This window comes from Streptomyces sp. NPDC059443, assembly GCF_042750105.1.
Classification (GTDB): Bacteria; Actinomycetota; Actinomycetes; order Streptomycetales; family Streptomycetaceae; genus Streptomyces.
Map to the genome: position 1 here is coordinate 103644 of NZ_JBHYVM010000018.1, position 17998 is coordinate 121641.

At 71.3% G+C, this 17998-nt stretch carries 15 protein-coding genes and 1 pseudogene; 12 read left to right on the top strand and 4 right to left on the bottom strand.

All coding sequences use genetic code 11. The annotated features are described in order from the left end of the window. Nucleotides 1-23 precede the first annotated feature (23 nt). Nucleotides 24-1358 carry an LLM class flavin-dependent oxidoreductase gene (locus ACFXDJ_RS19220; RefSeq protein ID WP_384659778.1) on the top strand — a complete coding sequence of 445 codons (1335 nt, stop codon included), beginning with the start codon at nucleotides 24-26 and terminating at the stop codon, nucleotides 1356-1358. 101 nt (nucleotides 1359-1459) lie between these two features. On the opposite strand, the gene ACFXDJ_RS19225 is transcribed toward ACFXDJ_RS19220, so the two are convergent. Together ACFXDJ_RS19225 and ACFXDJ_RS19230 are read right to left on the bottom strand one after the other, a co-directional pair. Further along, nucleotides 1460-2380, bottom strand: a complete 921-nt coding sequence (locus ACFXDJ_RS19225) for an NADP-dependent oxidoreductase (protein ID WP_384659781.1) — start codon at nucleotides 2378-2380, stop codon at nucleotides 1460-1462. Between the two features lie 95 nt (nucleotides 2381-2475). After that, nucleotides 2476-3180 carry a DUF2470 domain-containing protein gene (locus ACFXDJ_RS19230; protein ID WP_384659784.1) on the bottom strand — a complete coding sequence of 235 codons (705 nt, stop codon included), beginning with the start codon at nucleotides 3178-3180 and terminating at the stop codon, nucleotides 2476-2478. Nucleotides 3181-3393: 213 nt separating this feature from the next. Here ACFXDJ_RS19230 and ACFXDJ_RS19235 point away from each other — a divergent pair, with 213 nt between their 5' ends. The 4 genes from ACFXDJ_RS19235 (at nucleotide 3394) to ACFXDJ_RS19250 (ending at nucleotide 6164) form a co-directional block, all read left to right on the top strand. Beyond that, complete coding sequence (locus ACFXDJ_RS19235; RefSeq protein WP_053691438.1) at nucleotides 3394-3789, top strand: cell division protein SepF; 396 nt, start codon at nucleotides 3394-3396, stop codon at nucleotides 3787-3789. Between the two features lie 67 nt (nucleotides 3790-3856). Further along, a complete protein-coding gene (locus ACFXDJ_RS19240; RefSeq protein WP_384659787.1) occupies nucleotides 3857-5128 on the top strand; it encodes an ATP-binding protein in 1272 nt (423 codons plus the stop codon). Next, entirely contained in the window at nucleotides 5125-5556 is a 432-nt protein-coding gene (locus ACFXDJ_RS19245) for a nucleotide pyrophosphohydrolase (RefSeq protein WP_384659790.1), read from the top strand. Before ACFXDJ_RS19240 ends, ACFXDJ_RS19245 begins: the two co-directional genes overlap by 4 nt. Before the next feature lie 122 nt (nucleotides 5557-5678). Next, nucleotides 5679-6164 (top strand): DUF6099 family protein, encoded by a 486-nt coding sequence (locus tag ACFXDJ_RS19250; RefSeq protein ID WP_384849766.1) that lies wholly within the window; start codon nucleotides 5679-5681, stop codon nucleotides 6162-6164. Between the two features lie 74 nt (nucleotides 6165-6238). Here ACFXDJ_RS19250 and ACFXDJ_RS19255 read toward each other — a convergent pair whose 3' ends face one another. Further along, nucleotides 6239-6502 carry a hypothetical protein gene (locus ACFXDJ_RS19255; RefSeq protein WP_384662523.1) on the bottom strand — a complete coding sequence of 88 codons (264 nt, stop codon included), beginning with the start codon at nucleotides 6500-6502 and terminating at the stop codon, nucleotides 6239-6241. Nucleotides 6503-6729: 227 nt separating this feature from the next. On the opposite strand from ACFXDJ_RS19255, the gene ACFXDJ_RS19260 reads away from it, so the two are divergent. From ACFXDJ_RS19260 to mmuM, 3 genes and pseudogenes are all read left to right on the top strand, one after another. Then, nucleotides 6730-8502, top strand: coding sequence for a recombinase family protein (locus ACFXDJ_RS19260; protein ID WP_384662509.1), 1773 nt, complete (start codon nucleotides 6730-6732; stop codon nucleotides 8500-8502). 1289 nt (nucleotides 8503-9791) lie between these two features. Further along, nucleotides 9792-10609: pseudogene (locus ACFXDJ_RS19265) on the top strand (LLM class F420-dependent oxidoreductase); the annotation flags it as partial. 15 nt (nucleotides 10610-10624) lie between these two features. Continuing rightward, nucleotides 10625-11584 carry a homocysteine S-methyltransferase gene (gene mmuM / locus ACFXDJ_RS19270; RefSeq protein WP_384662512.1) on the top strand — a complete coding sequence of 320 codons (960 nt, stop codon included), beginning with the start codon at nucleotides 10625-10627 and terminating at the stop codon, nucleotides 11582-11584. On the opposite strand, the gene ACFXDJ_RS19275 is transcribed toward mmuM, so the two are convergent. Further along, on the bottom strand, nucleotides 11581-11826 hold the full coding sequence (locus ACFXDJ_RS19275; RefSeq protein ID WP_384662515.1) for a hypothetical protein: 246 nt from the start codon (nucleotides 11824-11826) through the stop codon (nucleotides 11581-11583). The two genes, mmuM and ACFXDJ_RS19275, sit on opposite strands and share 4 nt — an antisense overlap. A gap of 93 nt (nucleotides 11827-11919) precedes the next feature. On the opposite strand from ACFXDJ_RS19275, the gene ACFXDJ_RS19280 reads away from it, so the two are divergent. From ACFXDJ_RS19280 to ACFXDJ_RS19295, 4 genes are all read left to right on the top strand, one after another. Then, nucleotides 11920-13419: a 3' terminal RNA ribose 2'-O-methyltransferase Hen1 gene (locus ACFXDJ_RS19280; protein WP_384662518.1), complete on the top strand. Its 1500-nt coding sequence runs from the start codon at nucleotides 11920-11922 to the stop codon at nucleotides 13417-13419. Beyond that, the gene (locus ACFXDJ_RS19285; protein WP_384849769.1) at nucleotides 13416-16001 is read left to right on the top strand and encodes a polynucleotide kinase-phosphatase; all 2586 of its coding nucleotides are present in this window, start codon (nucleotides 13416-13418) and stop codon (nucleotides 15999-16001) included. The genes ACFXDJ_RS19280 and ACFXDJ_RS19285 overlap by 4 nt, the downstream gene beginning before the upstream one ends. A gap of 186 nt (nucleotides 16002-16187) precedes the next feature. Further along, on the top strand, nucleotides 16188-16655 hold the full coding sequence (locus ACFXDJ_RS19290; protein WP_384656230.1) for a hypothetical protein: 468 nt from the start codon (nucleotides 16188-16190) through the stop codon (nucleotides 16653-16655). Nucleotides 16656-16738: 83 nt separating this feature from the next. Beyond that, nucleotides 16739-17968 carry an arginine deiminase gene (locus tag ACFXDJ_RS19295; protein WP_384656227.1) on the top strand — a complete coding sequence of 410 codons (1230 nt, stop codon included), beginning with the start codon at nucleotides 16739-16741 and terminating at the stop codon, nucleotides 17966-17968. Nucleotides 17969-17998: the final 30 nt, after the last annotated feature.

Consider the following 17998-nt stretch of genomic DNA (forward strand, 5'->3'; position numbering starts at 1 on the left):
ATCATCCGACCGAGGAAATTGACATGACGACGACCGCACCCCGCACCCTGCACCTCAACGCCTTCCTCATGAACGCCGGTCACCACGACGCCGCCTGGCGCCACCCGGACAGCAGCCCCGAGCGGGTCACCGACCTGCGCTACTTCCAGGAACTGGCCCGCACCGCCGAGCGCGGACGGCTCGACTCGATCTTCTTCGCCGACGGGCTCGCGCTCTGGGGCAAGGCCCGCTACAACGCCCTCGGCGGGTTCGAGCCGCTCACCCTGCTCTCCGCCATCGCCGCCGTCACCGAGCACGTGGGGCTCATCGCGACCGTCTCCACCACCTTCAACGAGCCCTACAACCTGGCCCGGAAGTTCGCCTCGCTCGACCACATCAGCAACGGCCGCGCTGGCTGGAACATCGTCACCTCCGGCACCGTCGACGAGGCCCGCAACTTCAACCGGGATGAACACCTGGAACACGGCCTGCGCTACGACCGGGCCCGCGAGTTCCTCGACGTGGCCACCAAGCTCTGGGACAGCTGGGAGGACGACGCGGTCGTCCTCGACAAGGAGCGCGGCATCTACGCCGACACCGACAAGCTCCACCCCGCCGCTCACCAGGGCGAGTACTTCGGCGTCGCCGGACCGCTCAACGTCCCCCGCTCCCCGCAGGGGTACCCGCTCCTCGTGCAGGCCGGATCCTCGGAGTCGGGGAAGGAGTTCGCCGCGCAGCACGCCGAGGCCGTCTTCACCGCGCAGCAGACCCTGGCCGACGGCCAGACCTTCTACAAGGACCTCAAGTCCCGCCTCGCCAAGTACGGCCGCGCGGAGTCCGACCTCCTCGTCCTGCCGGGCATCGCCCCCGTCATCGGCTCCACCGAGGCCGAGGCCAAGGCGCTGGAGCAGCGGCTCACCGACCTCCAGGTGCCGGAGTACGGGCTGGCCCAGCTGTCCGGGATGCTCGGCACCGACCTCACCGGCCACCCCCTCGACGGCCCGCTGCCCGAGCTCCCCGAGGAGCGGGACATCAACGGCAACAAGAGCCGGTTCACGCTCGTCGCCGAACTCGCCCGGCGCGACGGCCTCACCCTGCGCGAGCTGATCGCCCGGCTCGGCGCCGGCCGCGGCCACCGGGTCTTCGCCGGGACGCCCGAGCAGATCGCCGACCAGCTGGAGGAGTGGTTCACGCACGGCGCCGCCGACGGGTTCAACATCATGGCGCCCGTCCTGCCCACCGGCCTCACCGACTTCGTCGACCAGGTCGTGCCGATCCTCCAGCGCCGTGGCCTCTTCCGCACCGAGTACACCGGCCGGACCCTGCGGGAGAACTACGGGCTGGCCCGCCCCGCCAACCGTTACGCGGCGGCGCGGTAGGGGACCCCGTGCCGTAGGGAACCACGTGCCGTACGGGACCACGTGCCGCCGGAGCGAACCGCTCCGGCGGCACGGGCGTGATGAGGGGCAGGCGCCGGGACTCAGACGGTCAGCACGATCTTGCCGCGGGTGCGGCCCGCCGCGCTGAGCTCCCAGGCCTTCGACGCCTCGGCGAGCGGCAGCGCGTGCTCCACGTTGACCGTGAGCGCGCCCCGGTCCGCGAGCTCGGCCAGGAAGGTCAGATCCGCGGTGTCCGGGCGGACCCACAGCTGGTGCGCGCCCTGCGCGGCCGCCGTGTAGTCGGCGATGGAGACCACCCGGTGGCGCTCCTTGACCAGCGACTGGAGGGTCGCGATCACCTCGTCCCCGAAGAAGTCGAGGGCGGCGTCCACGCCTTCGGGGGCCAGCGCGCGGACCCGGTCGGCGAGGCCCTCGCCGTACAGGACCGGCTCGGCGCCCAGCGAGCGCAGGTAGTCGTGGTTGTGCTCGCCGGCCGTGCCGATGACGCGCAGGCCGAGCGCGACGGCGATCTGCACGCCGAAGGAGCCGGTGCCCCCGGCGGCGGAGTGGATGAGGACGGTCTCACCGGCCTTGAGGCCCGCGCGCGTGAGCGACTGGTAGGCGGTGAGGCCGGCCAGCGGAATGCCGGCGGCCTGCTCGAAGGTCAGCTCGCGCGGCTTGCGGGCGAGGGTGCGGACGGGGGCGGAGACCAGCTCGGCGTAGGTGCCGAGCTCCACCCACTCCTTGCGCACGTAGCCGTAGACCTCGTCGCCGACCGCGTAGTCGAAGGTGTCCGGGCCGACCGCCTCGACGACTCCGGACACGTCCCAACCGGGTATGACCGGGTAGCGGACTTCGAGGATGGAGTCGAGGTATCCGGCGGCGAGCTTCCAGTCCACCGGGTTCACGCCGGCGGCCTTGACGCGGACGAGGACCTCGCCCGGTCCGACCTTGGGCGCGGGAGCGTCGACGAGTTCGAGGGAGTCGGGGGTTCCGTATGCGCTGTACGCGATTGCCTTCATGATCATCCCCAACGGGGAGGGCCCGAGGGCGTATTCCGGGCCCGGGCGACCTTTTCCGGAGTTTCGTCCTCCGGGCGGGGAAGCGGACAATCCGCTCAGGCGGGCAGGGTGTTGTGGTGGGAGCGGCGGCGGGCCGCGCTGAGCAGGGCCTGGATCTGCGCCCCGGACTGCTCCACGTCGTCGAGCGGGGAGGGGAAGGGGAGCCGAGCGTCGCGGTGGCCGCCGCGCTCCTCCAGCCGCAGGGTGATGCCGTAGCGGTCCATGGCGACGGGCAGGGCGCGCAGGACGGCGGACTGGGCCGGGGGCCCGTCCTGGGGCCGGATCAGACGCAGGAGGAGGGTGACGAGTTCGGCGTGGTCGTCGAGCAGGTGGGTGAGCATGCCGGCTTCGTACGGGGCGAGCGGGTCCGGACGGGCCGCGTCCAGCTCGTCGAGGCCCACGTACGAGCGGACGCCGTCGGAGGTTTCGAGGACGGCCCGGCCGAATTCCACGCAGGTTGAGTCGGCGCTCTCGTCCGCGTACGAGGTCAGGAGGTGCCCGAGCAGCGTGACGCGGGCCCGCACGCGGTCCCGTACGGGGGTGGGCGCGATGTCGGTGAACTCCATGCGGATCGCGGGCCGGTGCTCGGCGTGGCCGCCCGGTTCGGCGGGGTGCAGGTGCAGCCGGCCGAGGGGGTCCGTGCCGTCCAGGTGACGGATCTCCGTGCGCTGCCCGTCGGTGACGACGGTCATGGAGTGGGCGGCGGCCAGGATGGACCGGACTCGCTCGGCGTCGGTGGGCATGGGCGTGGGCAGGTGCATGAGGATCTCTCCGTCGTCCCGAGTGGCGGTGCACTGCGTACTGAGGCGCGCACCTGCTTGGGTGCTTACTTAGGCATGCCTAACCTAACTTATCTGGAGAGTGGAGGGTAGTCCGTGAGGGAGGGTCAGGCGCCTCGTGTCGGTGTTGGGCTGAACGGGTGAAACGCGAGAGGATGGGGGGATGCACATGAAGCGCAAGGCCGAGGCGGCCTGGTGAGCAGGTACGACGTCACCGACGAACAGTGGGAGGGGCTCGCGCAGGTGGTCCCCCTGCGCAGTCGCAACGAGTGGCCCTCCCGGGTGGACCACCGCACGATCCCCACGGCGCCGGGAGCGTCCGCGGCGGAGCAGCGGCGCTTCGTGGTGATCCGGGTCCAGGTCTTCGCGGACGCGCGGGAGGTGGCGGAGTACCTGATCGCACAGATCCCGGTGCTGCTGGACCTCACGGGCGCGGACAGCGAGGTGGCCAAGCGGATCCTGGACTTCAGCAGCGGCGTGGTCTTCGGGCTGGGCAGCGGGATGCACCGGGTCGACCGGAACGTCTTCCTGCTGGCGCCCGTCGGGACCGAGGTGGAGGGGATCGCGGCCGCGGCCGTCCCCCGATCGTAGGAAGGTCCCGCGGGCGGAACGGTTCGCCGGACCCACGGGGGGTCCGGCGGGCCGTACCGTCCCGCGCATGACCCCGCCTCCGGCCGCTCCGGCCGCCGCTGCTCCTGCTGCCGCTCCTGTTTCCTCTGACGCTTCCGCTTCCGCTGAAGCCTCGGCTTCTGCTTCCGCCGTCGCCCCTGTCCCCGCCTCCGGCTCCGCGCCGCAGGGCGGGGCGCCGTATCTGAGGCCCGTGGTCACCGAATTACGGCTGTCCGCCTACGGGGCGCACCGCGGGGCCCGGTTCGCGCTGGGGGCCGTCACCCTCTTCGCCGGGCCCAGCGGGAGCGGCAAATCCCAGGTCCTGGAGGCCTACGGGGCGCTGGCCGCGCTGGGGGCCGGGGCCACGCTGGACGAGGTGTTTCCCGAGCCGCGCGCCCGGATCCCGGATCTGGCGGTGCCCGACGCCGAGCGGCGCAGGGGGTTCCGGCTCGGCTGCACGGTCGACGGACCCGCCGGGCCGGTCCGGCTCGACCTCGCCGTGCAGGCGGAGCCCACGCTGCGGATCGTCGGTGAACGGCTCTCGGTGGACGGGCAGATCCTGCTGAGCACCGCCCTGCGCGACCCCGGGCGACGGTCCGTCCAGGCGGCCTGGCTGACCGGTGGGGCCACCGGGGTCACCAAGGCCCCGCTCCCCGACGACCGGCTCGGCACCGCCCTGCTCCCGCTGCGCGTGGCCGGCGCCACGGACGGGCAGCGGCGGGTGCTCGCAGCCGCCGAGCAAGTGGTGGTCGCGCTGCGCTCGGTGTTCCCCTGCGACCCCCGCCCGGAGCGGATGCGGGAGCCGGCCGGGCTGGGGGAGGGCCGGCTGCTGGGGGACTGCGCCAACCTGGCCGACGTGCTGCGCCGGACCCGCCTGGAGTGCGGCACCCGGTACGGGCTGCTGACCGAGGCCGCCCGTACCGGGTGTGCGGGGTGGGTGGCCGGGCTGGACGTACGGGCCCCCGCGGGCGGCCCGGTCACCGGCCTGCTCGACCGGGGCCCCGACCGGCCCGCGACCGAACTGGCCCGGCTCGGCGCGGGCGAACTCCGCTTCCTCGCCCTCGCGCTGGTCCTGCTGACCGGGCCGGGGGTGCTGGACATGGACCAGCCCGCCGAGCTGCTGTCCGCGCGCCAGACCATGACCGTCCTCGCCGACGGGTTCGACCGGGACCTGGACCGGCGGCAGGGCGCCGAACTGCTGCGGCTGGCGGTACTGGCGTGCGGGCGCGGCCAGGTCCGCCTGGCGGCCTCGGCCGGCGAGGCCTGCGCGGAGGCCGCCCGGCGGACCGAGGGCGTCTCGGTGGTAGACCTGGGGCCATGAACGAGGAACAGGGCGCGGGCGGCGAGCACGGTGCGGGCGACGGGCGCGGTGCGGGCGGCGACGGGCAGGGTGCGGGCGGCGAGCGGCTGGGCCGACTCCAGCGGCGGCTCGCCGAGTTCGCGGCGGCGCGTGGGTGGGAGCCTTACCACACGCCCAAGAACCTGGCGGTGGCGCTGAGCGTGGAGGCGGCCGAACTGGTCGAGATCTTCCAGTGGCTGACGCCGGAACAGTCGGCAAGGGTCATGGAAACGCCGGAAAGCGCGCACAGGGTGGCCGATGAGGTGGCCGATGTGCTTGCCTATCTGCTGCAGTTCTGTGAGGTCCTCGGGGTCGATGTGCTGGATGCGCTCGCCGCGAAGATCGAGCGGAACGAGCTGCGCTTCCCGGTTGGGGGCGCTCCGACGGCGGACCGTCACTCTTCGGAGTGATGGCGTTATTCACAACCATGTTTGTGTCCACAATTTCCGAATACCCCTGGCTTTACGCGCCCGTTGCCCTCACTCTGGGTAGTGGTGAGAACGGCGGATGTCGTGCGGACGGGGGACGGCAGATGGATGCGGTACGGCTCATCGCAGCCGGCCGGCACGCGCTGGCACAGAGCGGGGCTGCGTGGGACATCGTGGGCGAGGCCTGGCAGGCACAGGCCCTCGCGCAGGGGATAGGGAGCTGGCTGGCGGTCACCGGGCCGCCGGAGCTGAGATCGGAGGCACGGGGGCTGGGCGAAGCGGGGGGCAGAGGCTGCGGGGTGCTCGACCGGGCAACATTGCGGGGGGAGGGCTATGCGCCCGATCTCCCGCCGCGAGCGGCGCAGTTGACCGAAGTGACGGATGCACGACAGGCGCTGCTCGGGCTCCAGGCGCTCCTGGGCGAAGTGGGCATAGCGCTCGTCGGGGTCGCCTGCGGTACGGACGACGAGAGTCTGTACTGGCAGTGCATAGAGTCGATAGACGCGGCCGACGAGTCGAGCGACCGGGTACGGGCGATCCTGCGCCGGATGGCCGTGCGCGAGCGCGGCTCCGCGTCCGGGGTGGCCTGAGCTTGAGTGCTGAGCTCGGGCGCTGAGCCCGGGCACCGAGGTGGGGTCCCGCCGCGCGCGGCGGGACCCGTGGGTCAGTACGACCAGGAGGACGGACGCTGCTCGCTCTCCGGGGCGCGGTCCGTGGAGGACTGGAGGTCGGCGTCGAGCTGCGAGAGGTCGGCGTTCAGCGCCGCCATCAGCTCTTCCATCTGCTGCAGCAGGCCCTTCGGTGCGCCGCCCTGGGCGGGTACCGCGGACTCCTGAGGTGCGTGGTCGTGTGCTGCCTGCCCGGTCTGCTCGGTCTGTCCGGCCTGCCCGGCCTGTCGGTGGGGATCCGGCTCCGACTCCTGGGACATGGCGGCCTCCTCGGCCCTGGCCCTTCCAAGGCGGAAGGGGGCGGTGGACGCACCGGCGAAGGCCGCCGGCGCGCGGGCCGGGCGGTCCGGCTCCGTCCGAGCAAACGATCCCCGTCCGGGCTGGTCACTGGCGCGGGCGGCGGCGTGCCGCCCGCCCGGCGCAGATTCACCCGGCCGGGGCCGAAAGGGCTTCGACGCGTTCTTCGGAATCGGTACCGTATCTACCCATGGAGCTAATCGCCCTGGGAGATAGGGGCCAAGACGTAGTCAGGGCAAGGACTTACGGCCGGCAGAGTCACAAGAGCGAGAGCGACAGCCAGGCGTCACCGAAGATGCAGCGAGACACGGGCATTGCCTTCATCAACTCGCAGGCGGCATGGGAGCACACAGGGCATTACGAGGACGTCGGCCTCTCCGGCTACGACCCTAACGTTTACCGCCCCGACTTTGAGCGGATGCTGGAGGACGCTCGGAAGGGTGAGTTCGACGTCCTCGTCATCTACATGCTCTCTCGCCTCACCCGCCAGGGTGCAGCTGAGGCACTGAAGATCCAACAGGAGCTGGTCAAGTGCGGCGTCGCTCTCGTCTCGACGCAAGAGCCGTTCATCAATACGAGCGACGACAACCCGTTCGGAGTCGCCTTCTTCGCCTTGATTGCCGGTCTGGCGCATCAGGAGTCCAAGAACAAGAGCAAGTTCATCCGGGATGCCTTCGCTCAACTCAACGCCAAGGGTTCGCACAGCAGCGGACCTGTCCCGTTCGGATTCGTCGCGGATCAGTTGACCGCCGACGGTCTAACCATCCGCGTACTGAGTCCAGGGCCGACAAGCGAGAAGGAACTTGGCCCCGAGTGTCTGCCGGCCGACACTGTCAGCTACATGATCGAAATGGCTGAGGACGGTGTCGGCCCGAGCGCCATCGCGACGAAGTTGACGGAGAAGCGCGCACGCACACCGTACGGAAGCCTTGATGAGGAAGCGGCGAAGGAGCGACTTGCCGCAGCGAAGAAGAGCCGCAAGAGCGGCGCACCCGACAACGCGATCGCTGAATGGTCACCCACCGTCGTAGGCCGCATCCTGCGTGACCCGCGTCTTGCTGGCTTCGCTATCGGCCCCGTGGACCCAAAGACCAAGGTGCGCACTATCCTGCGGGATGATGAGGGGCAGCCTGTAACGCCGCACACGGGCTTCATCAGCCCGAAGCGGTGGTATGACATCCAGCGGTCCTTGGACGGCCGTAAGCGGACCGTGCAGCGCGACCGGACAGGGGAACGAACTCTGCTCGGGTCGTGGGGGTTCCTCCACTGCGGACGCTGCACCGTGGGAATGACCGTGGCCCGTCTGACGGGCACCTACGTATGCAACTTGCGCCGCGCGGTGGGCGACACACCAAGGCACACCCTCCGCGTCGCCATGAGCCACGCTGACGACGTCGTCGCTGCACGGGTGTGGGCTCGACTGGGTGGGTTGGACGCGTCTGATCCAGACGACGTCGAGTGGCTGTCGATCGCAGCAGAGCGATTCGCGGTACAGGGCACCGACCCGCAGGCCGCGGAGGAGTTGAGAGAGCAGGAAGCGCAACTACTCCATGTGCAGGCCAGCATGGAATCGCTCTACGCCGACCGAGCCGAAAGTCTCTACAGCGGCGTCGTCGGCAAGAAGGCGTTCAAGGAGACCATCCAGAAGTACAGGGCTCACGAGGAGGCTTGCACGGCCCGCATTAAGGAGCTGACAGCGTCGGCCACGACCGCCGCCCGCCTTCCGCTCGACGAGTGGTTCAGCGACACCGACAGCGACCCCTTCGCGGAGGGTGGCGTGTGGGGCAAGTGGGAGGTCGATGAGAGGCGCGCGTTCTTGGCTCTCTTTGTTGATGCCGTGACGGTGGCTCCGAACGTGTCAAAAGCCGGCGCGGCCCGAGATCGTGTAGACGGGCGCATTGAAATCATCTGGGCTTCGCGGCCTGTGGAGGAAGACGAGGCAGACCGCTCGGTAACGGTCTGATAGCGGATGCTGAGCGGCGTGGGCACTGATCGGCAAATCCGCGCCGCTCTCGTCCGCCCTCGTTGAGCCCTGATTGCGCACTCATTGAGGTCACCCTCAGTAGAGGGAAGATCGGCGACCGTCGCGGCTGGCGGACGGTCCGCTTCCCTCCGACGGCCGGCGCCGCTCCTGCGCTCCCCGCACTCTCCTCCGGGTAGACGCGCGGTAGAGCGGCGTCGGCCTGTCCCAAGAGCTCGTCGCATGGCACCTGCGCCACACCGTTCCCCGAACGAGCGGTCACCGGTTGGAATCCGGGCGACGAACAACTTCCCGTCAACGTCCGAGGGACGGACGGCGGGAGGAACGTGACGAGGCGGAACGGTAGCTCAGATGGAAGAGCAACCCTGGGATGTCTGCGGGCTACCCCAGGGCGTTGTCACGGGTTCAAATCCCGTCCGCGCCGCCTCGTTAATGAGTTGGTCGGAGCGCCGCCCTCGTAAAGCGCGTGTGGCGGGTTCGATCGTGTCAGGGGCTCTATTGAGGCACGACGCAGAGGACGAGGCCGTCGGTGCCCATGTGCGCCTGAGCAACTTCAAGAGTCTTTGGCCGGTACCGCGCCTGTGGGCAGTCTGTCTTGAGGCTTCCGACGTTGGACACGAAATAGGTGGTTACGCCGCCATGGTGGCTGCATGCTCCCTGGTGACCGACTGACCTCGATGACCAGCCATCTGCGCAGCCGGATCCCGAATAGCTCCACTTGATCGGCGTCGACGGCGTGGGGGCCAGGGGAGGCGACGCGGGAGCTGGCGCGGAGTTGTCCGCGTCTGTGACGGTTTCCATCCAGCCGATCAGGACAAGACCTGCGACACAGATCACTACGTAGAACACCTTGAATGTAAGGCGCGCCACGGCTATTGATCTTCGCCACGCGCTACGCCACGCGCTACGCCGCATAAGTTCCCCCCTTGGGCCCGAGCAATCGGGGAATGGGCCGACCTCCAACCGTTCACCAGGGCGGCCCCCGCCGACTCTGGACCAACCTTGAACGGATCCGTAGTCGACTCAACACTGAGGGAGCGCTACCGCTGTACGGAGCTCGCGCACGCATCACCCCCGACGGAGTGGTGCACCTGTCCCGCGGACAGTGGCGCGGGTCCATGGGCGAAGAATAGATCAACCCGCCAGCCCCGGTTACCTTTGGTGGCCGGGGCTTTTGCATGCTCGCAAAGTCGACGCAGACTAGATGTAGAGCCCACTGCCCATCTCAGGACGGTGATGCGCTATGGGTAGCAAGCTGACCGGATTTCTGTTCCGACCACTATCTGCGCATGGGTCGGCCGACGGCCTGCCCGGCCCCACGGACGCCTGGATCACCCTCGCGGGCCTGGCCCGCGAGACCAAGCGGATCAGGCTGGGCACGCTGATGACGGCCGGCACCTTCCGGCTGCCCGGTGTGCTCGCCATCCAGGTCGCCCAGGTCGACCAGATGTCCGGCGGCCGCGTCGAACTGGGTCTGGGAGCGGGCTGGTTCGAGGAGGAGCACAAGGCGTACGGGATCCCCTTCCCGGCGGAGCGTCTGGCCCGGCTGGAGGAGCAGCTGGCGATCGTCACCGGCCTGTGGGCCACCGAGGTCGGCGCCACCTTCGACTACGCGGGCACCCACTACCAGGTGGAGAACTCCCCGGCGCTGCCCAAGCCCGCCCAGGCCAGGATCCCCGTCCTGATCGGCGGCCACGGCGCGAAGCGCACCCCGCGCCTCGCCGCGCGGTACGCGGACGAGTTCAACATGCCCTTCGCCTCGATCGTGGACAGCGAGCGGCAGTTCGGCCGGGTCCGTGCGGCGGCCGTGGAGGCCGGGCGCAAGCCCGATGACCTCGTCTACTCCAACGCCCTCGTCGTGTGCGTGGGCAAGGACGACGCCGAGGTGGCCCGGCGGGCCGCCGCCATCGGCCGGGACGTGGACGAGCTCAAGGCCAACGGCCTGGCCGGCTCCCCGGCCGAGGTGGTGCAGCGGATCGGCGAGTACGAGGCCGTCGGCTCCTCCCGCCTGTACCTCCAGCTGCTCGACCTCGACGACCTGGACCACCTGGAGCTGATCTCGGCCCAGGTGCTGTCCCAGCTCGGCTGACGGAGGCGGGCGACCGTGCCCCGCGCGTCCCGGCCGCTCGCCGAGGCCCTGACCGGCCGCGGCGGCGGCCCCGGCCGGGCCCGCGCGGCCCTGCTCCTGGACGGCGGGCTGAGCAATCAGCTCGCCGACCAGGGTTGTGACCTGTCCGGCGGCCTCTGGTCGGGCCGGGTGCTCGCCGAGCGGCCGGACCAGGTGGCGTCCGCGCACGCCGCGTACGCGCGGGCCGGCGCCGAGGTGCTGATCACCGCCAGTTACCAGGTGGGGTACGCCGCCTTCGCCCGACACGGCTACGGCCGGGCGCGGACGACGGCCCTGCTGCGGCGCAGCGTGCGCCTCGCCGACGCGGCGGCCCGGGCGGCGGACCACGAGGTGTGGGTCGCCGCGTCCGTGGGCCCGTACGGGGCGGTGCTGGCGGACGGCTCCGAGTACCGGGGCCGGTACGGCCTGAGCGTGCGGGAGCTGGCGGCCTTCCACCGCCCCCGGATCGAGGCGCTGCTCGCCGCGGGCCCCGACGTACTGGCCCTGGAGACCATCCCGGACGAGACGGAGGCCGAGGCCCTGCTGGGCGTCCTCGCGGAGACGGGAGCCCGTGCCTGGCTGAGCTACACGGTGGCCGGGGGCCGGACCCGGGCCGGCGGGCCGCTGGCCGGAGCCTTCGCCCTGGCGGCCGGATCCCCGCAGGTCATCGCGGTCGGGGTGAACTGCTGCGACCCCGCCGATGTGCTGCCGGCCCTCGAAGCGGCGGCGTCCGTCACCGCCAAGCCGCTGCTGGCCTACCCCAACGACGGCTCGGTCTGGGAAGCCGCCGCCGGGACCTGGCGGTCCCCGCCCGCGCCCGTGCCCTGGCCCGTGGAAGCCTGGCTGCGCACCGGCGCCCGCCTCATCGGCGGCTGCTGCCGCGTGGGCCCGGACCGCATCGCGGAGCTGGCCCGCCGCCCGACGCGGGCCAGGCTGGATCCGAAAGAGACGACCTAGTCCTCGCCCATCACGGCCTCGCAGCCCGGGCAGGCCAGGTCCGCGTGGTCCGGCGGGCACCAGGTGCCCGGGTGCTCGGACGGGTTCCAGTCGGCCGTCTCCATGGCGAAGGTGTCCTTGCCGCACATGGTCCTGGGGCCGCTCTCGGAGCCGCCCCCCGGGGCGGTGGGCGCGGCGTGCACCCGCAGGACGGACCCTGCCGCCGGCTGGTCGAGCTCGTACACAACGACGATGCCGCTCATGCTTCGACGGTAGGCGTCCCCGGGCCCGGTGGAAAACGGGGCCGGTGGAAAATGGGGCGCGCCCACCTTCGCCGACCAGGAACAATCGATCACGTGTTCCTGACGATCTCCACCACCGGTTCCCCCGAACGACCCGCCACCGACCTGGGCTTTCTGCTGCACAAGCATCCCGGCAAGGTCCAGGCGTTCTCCACCTCCTACGGCACCGCCCACGTCTTCTACCCCGAAGCCACGGCCGAGCGGTGCACGGCGGGCCTGCTCCTGGAGGTGGACCCCGTCGCACTCGTGCGGCGCGGCCAGGGCAAGGGCCGGGGAGGCACGCCCGACGCGGCGCTCGCCCAGTACGTCAACGACCGCCCCTACGCCGCCTCCTCCCTACTGGCGGTGGCGCTCAGCGGAGTGTTCCGCACCGCGCTCAAGGGCGAGTGCGTCCACCGCCCCGAGCTGCCGGACGAGGTCCGCCCGCTGCGCGTGGAGATCCCGGCGCTGCCCGCACGCGGCGGGCCGGACCTGGTGCGCCGGCTGTTCGCCCCGCTGGGCTGGGACTCCGTGGAGGTGACGCCCGTACCGCTCGACGAGACGTTCCCGGAGTGGGGCGACTCCCGGTACGTACGCCTCGTCCTGGAGGGCGAGCTGCGCCTCGCCGACGCGCTGCGCGGGCTGTACGTGCTGCTGCCCGTGCTGGACGACGCCAAGCACTACTGGATCGCCTCCGACGAGGTGGACAAGCTGATGCGCGCCGGAGAGGGCTGGCTCGCCGAGCACCCCGAGAGCGCGCTGATCACCTCCCGCTACCTCGCCCGGCACAAGCGGCTGACCCAGGACGCCATGGAGCGCCTGGAGCTGGTCCGCCTCGCCGAGGCCGACGGCAGCGAGGTCGAGGAGCTCGACAACGCCGTCGACGGGGCCCGCTACATCGAGGAGGCCGCGGACCGGCCCGTGCCGCTCGCGGTCCAGCGCCGCGACGCGATCCTCGCCGGGCTCCGGGCCGCCGGGGCCGCCCGCGTCCTCGACCTGGGCTGCGGACAGGGCCAGCTGGTGCAGGCGCTGCTGAAGGACCCGGCGTACACCGAGATCGTCGGTGTGGACGTGTCCGTCCGGGCGCTGAACATCGCCGCGAGGCGGCTGCGGCTGGAGCGGATGGGGGAGCGGCAGAGCTCCCGCGTGCGCCTGATGCAGGGTTCGCTCGCGTACACGGACAAGCGGCTGGCCGGCTACGACGCGGCCGTGCTCAGCGAGGTCATCGAGCACCTGGACCTGGAGCGGTTGCCCGCCCTGGAGTACGCGGTGTTCGGCTCGGCCCGCCCGCGCACGGTCCTGGTGACCACCCCGAACGTCGAGTACAACGTCCGCTGGGAGTCCCTGCCCGCCGGGCACGTCCGGCACGGCGACCACCGCTTCGAGTGGACCCGCGAGGAGTTCCGCTCCTGGGCCGGCCAGGTTGCCGCCCGGCACGGCTACACCGTCGCGTACGTGCCCGTGGGGGACGACGACCCGGAGGTGGGTCCGCCGACCCAGATGGCCGTCTTCACACAGCTCACCGACACCGCCGCCAGCAACACCGATACCCCGAAGGAGGGCGAGGCAGCATGACCACCGAGACCGACATCCACACCGACACCCGCACCGACCGCAAGCGCGTACTTCCGGTCACCGACCTGTCCCTCGTCGTCCTGATCGGGGCCACCGGATCGGGCAAGTCCACCTTCGCCCGCAAGCACTTCAAGTCCACCGAGGTCATCTCCTCCGACTACTGCCGGGGGCTCGTCGCCGACGACGAGAACGACCAGAGCGCCAGCAAGGACGCCTTCGAGGTCCTGCACTACATCGCCGGCAAGCGCCTGGCCGCCGGCCGTCTCACCGTGGTCGACGCCACCAGCGTCCAGGCCGAGTCCCGCCGGCAGCTGGTCCAGCTCGCCCGCGAGTACGACGTGCTCCCCATAGCGATCGTCCTCGACATGCCCGAGGAGGTCTGCGCGGAGCGCAACGCGGCCCGCCCCGAGCGGGCGAAGCTGCCCCGGGCCGTCATCCAGCGCCACCGCCGCGACCTGCGGCGCTCGCTGCGCGGGCTGGAGCGCGAGGGCTTCCGCAAGGTGCACGTGCTGCGCACGCCCGAGGAGGTCGAGTCGGCCGAGGTGGTGCTGGAGAAGCGCTTCAACGACCTCACCCACCTCACCGGCCCCTTCGACATCATCGGCGACATCCATGGTTGCGCCTCCGAGCTGGAGACCCTGCTCGACAAGCTCGGCTACCAGGACGGCGACCACCGCGCCCACCCCGAGGGCCGCACCGCCGTCTTCGTCGGCGACCTCGTCGACCGGGGCCCGGACAGCCCCGGCGTGCTGCGCCGCGTGATGGGCATGGTCGGGGCCGGCAACGCCCTGTGCGTGCCCGGGAACCACGAGAACAAGCTGGCCCGTTACCTCAAGGGATCCAAGGTCCAGCAGACCCACGGACTCGCCGAGACCATCGAGCAGCTTCGCAGCGAGCCGGAGGAGTTCGTGCGGGAGGTCCGCACCTTCATCCAGGGCCTCGTCAGCCACTACGTGCTCGACGGCGGCAAGCTGGTGGTCTGTCACGCCGGTCTGCCCGAGAAGTACCACGGCCGCACCTCCGGCCGGGTGCGCTCGCACGCCCTCTACGGGGAGACCACCGGCGAGACCGACGAGTTCGGACTGCCCGTGCGCTACCCGTGGGCCGAGGACTACCGGGGCAAGGCCGCGGTCGTCTACGGGCACACCCCGGTCCCGGACACCAGCTGGATCAACAACACCATCTGCCTCGACACCGGAGCCGTCTTCGGCGGCCGGATGACCGCCCTGCGCTGGCCCGAGCGCGAACTGGTCGACGTACCGGCCGAGAAGGTCTGGTACGAGCCGGTCAAGCCGCTCGTCGCCGAGGTACCGGGAGGCCACGACGGCCGGCCGCTCGACCTCGCCGACGTCCACGGCCGCCGGGTCGTGGAGACCCGCCACCTGGGCAACGTCAACGTGCGCGAGGAGAACGCGGCGGCGGCCCTGGAGGTCATGAGCCGCTTCGCCGTGGACCCGCGCCTGGTGCCGTACCTCCCGCCGACCATGGCGCCCACCGCCACCTCGCAGATCGAGGGCTACCTGGAGCACCCGGCCGAGGCCTTCGCGCAGTACCGCAAGGACGGCATCGCCCAGGTCGTCTGCGAGGAGAAGCACATGGGCTCCCGGGCCACCGTGCTGATCTGCAAGGACGCCGGAGCGGCCCGCGAGCGCTTCGGGGTCGAAGGCCCCACCGGGTCCGTCTACACCCGCACCGGACGGCCCTTCTTCAAGGACCCGGAGGTCACCGAGGAGGTCCTCACCCGGCTCCGGGCGGCCGTCACCGACGCCGGGCTCTGGCAGGAGCTGGACACGGACTGGCTGCTCATCGACGGCGAACTGCTGCCCTGGTCGCTGAAGTCCGGCGGTCTGCTGCGCAGCCAGTACGCCGCCGTGGGCGCGGCCTCCGGCGCCGTCTTCCCCGAGGCGCTGGCCGCCCTGGCGGCCGCCGCCGGGCGGGGCATCGACACCGGGGAGCTCCTGGAGCGCCAGCGCGGGCGGGCCGCCGACGCGGCGAAGTTCACCGACGCCTACCGGCGCTACTGCTGGACCACCGACGGGCTGGACGGCGTACGGTTCGCCCCGTTCCAGCTGCTGGCGGCGGCCGGTCGGTCGCTGGCGGCCGTACCCCACGACGAGCAGCTGTTCTGGCTGGACCGCCTGGTCGCCGCCGACGAGGCGTCCGGCACGGGCCTGCTGCGCCGCACCGCCCGGATCCTGGTGGACCCGGCCGACGAGGCGTCCGTACGGGCGGGCACCGATTGGTGGCTGGAGCTGACGGCCGCCGGGGGTGAGGGCATGGTCGTCAAGCCGCTCCAGGCGTACGCCAAGGACGGCAAGGGCCGCCTGGTGCAGCCGGGGGTGAAGGTGCGCGGCCGCGAGTACCTGCGGATCATCTACGGTCCCGAGTACACGCGTCCGGATCACCTGGAGCGGCTGCGCCAGCGCCACCTCGGGCACAAGCGCTCGCTCGCGCTGCGCGAGTACGCGCTCGGGCTGGAGGCCCTGGACCGGCTGGCGGCCGAGGAGCCGCTGTGGCGGGTCCACGAGGCGGTCTTCGCCGTCCTCGCGCTGGAGTCGGAGCCGGTGGACCCGAGGCTCTGACGGCGTCGGCGTCAAGGAAGGGCCCCCGTACGGCCGGTCATTAGGTCGTATGGGGGAACTTTCGCCGAGAACTCCGGGAAAACCACCGGCGGGATCGTTCATCCAGGGCAGCGGAATGTCCGCGACCTCTGGAAGGACGGAACGTCACCTATGAAGATGACCGCGCGCGGAAGCATTGCGGCACTCATGACCTGTATGGCGGCGGCCGGCGCGGCCACCCCGGCCATGGCCGACGCGGTGCCCGTGGGTGTCCCCCTGGACGCGGTGCGCACCACGCTCGGCGTGGACGTCCCGCACATCGCCACCGGGGTGCCGGTGCCGGTCGTCGGCGCCCCGCAGGTGCCCGTGCACCACACGGGCGACCTGCTGCCGGCCCCGCTGCTCCCGGCCGTGCCGATCGCCACCGACCTCGGGGACACCCTCGTCACCTCCCCGGTGCCGAACCTGGCCGGCCGGCCCGAGACGGACGGCGAGGGTTCGGTGGACGCGCCCGCGACCACCGTGCACACCCGCAGCCCCGGCCTGATCCTCGGCGCCCCGCTGACCATGCCGGACGGATCCAACTACGGGCTGCCTAACCTGACCACGCCCAAGCTGGGTCTGGCCGCCCCGGAACTCACGGGTACCCCGGAGGCCCTCCTCGGCCTGCGCTGAGCCGGCCGGTCCGAACCGGCCGAGCCGAACCGGCCGGTCCGACGCCGCGTCAAAAAGCCGCCCGGTCTGCGAACGTGTACGGCATGGGATTCCATGTCGATTCCGAGACCGGGCGGCTTCGCCGCGTCATCCTCCACCGGCCCGACCTGGAGCTGAAAAGGCTCACACCGAGCAACAAGGACGCCTTGCTCTTCGACGACGTGCTGTGGGTGCGCCGGGCCCGCCAGGAGCACGACGGGTTCGCCGACGTACTGCGCGACCGGGGCGTGGCGGTCCACCTCTTCGGCGACCTGCTCACCGAGGCCCTCGACATCCCGGAGGCGAGACACCTCGTACTGGACCGCGTCTTCGACGAGAAGGAGTACGGGCCGCTCGCCACCGACCACCTGCGCTCGGTCTTCGACTCGCTGCCCTCGGCGGACCTGGCCGAGGCACTGGTCGGCGGGATGACCAAGAGGGAGTTCCTGGAGCGGCACGCGGAGCCGGTGTCGGTCCGCTTCCACGCCCTGGACCTCGACGGCTTCCTGCTGGGGCCGCTGCCCAACCACCTCTTCACCCGGGACACCTCCGCCTGGATCTACGACGGGGTCTCCATCAACGCGATGCGCTGGCCGGCCCGGCAGCGCGAGACCGTGCACTTCGAGGCGATCTACAAGCACCACCCGCTCTTCACCACCTCGGGTGCCTTCCACTACTGGTCGCAGGGGCAGGTCGACTACCCCTCCACGATCGAGGGCGGTGACGTCCTGGTCATCGGCAACGGGGCCGTGCTGATCGGGATGAGCGAGCGGACCACCCCGCAGGCGGTGGAGATGCTGGCGCGCGGGCTGTTCGCCGCCGGATCGGCCACCTCGATCGTGGCGCTCGACATGCCGAAGCGGCGGGCGTTCATGCACCTGGACACGGTGATGACGATGGTGGACGGAGATACGTTCACTCAGTACGCGGGCCTGGGCATGCTGCGCTCCTACACGATCGAGCCGGGCGACGGCGCGAGCGAGCTGAAGGTGACCGACCATCCGCCGGAGCACATGCACCGGGCCATCGCCGCCGTGCTCGGGCTGGACTCGGTCCGGGTGCTCACGGCGACCCAGGACGTCCATGCGGCGGAGCGCGAGCAGTGGGACGACGGCTGCAACGTGCTGGCGGTGGAGCCGGGGGTGGTCGTCGCGTACGAGCGCAACGTCACGACCAACACCTACCTGCGCAAGGAGGGCATCGAGGTGATCGAGATCCCGGGCAGCGAGCTGGGGCGGGGCCGGGGCGGGCCGCGCTGCATGAGCTGCCCCGTGGAGCGGGAAGCGGTGGCCTAGCCGGCCGGGGGCGCGTGGCCGGGCGGGGTC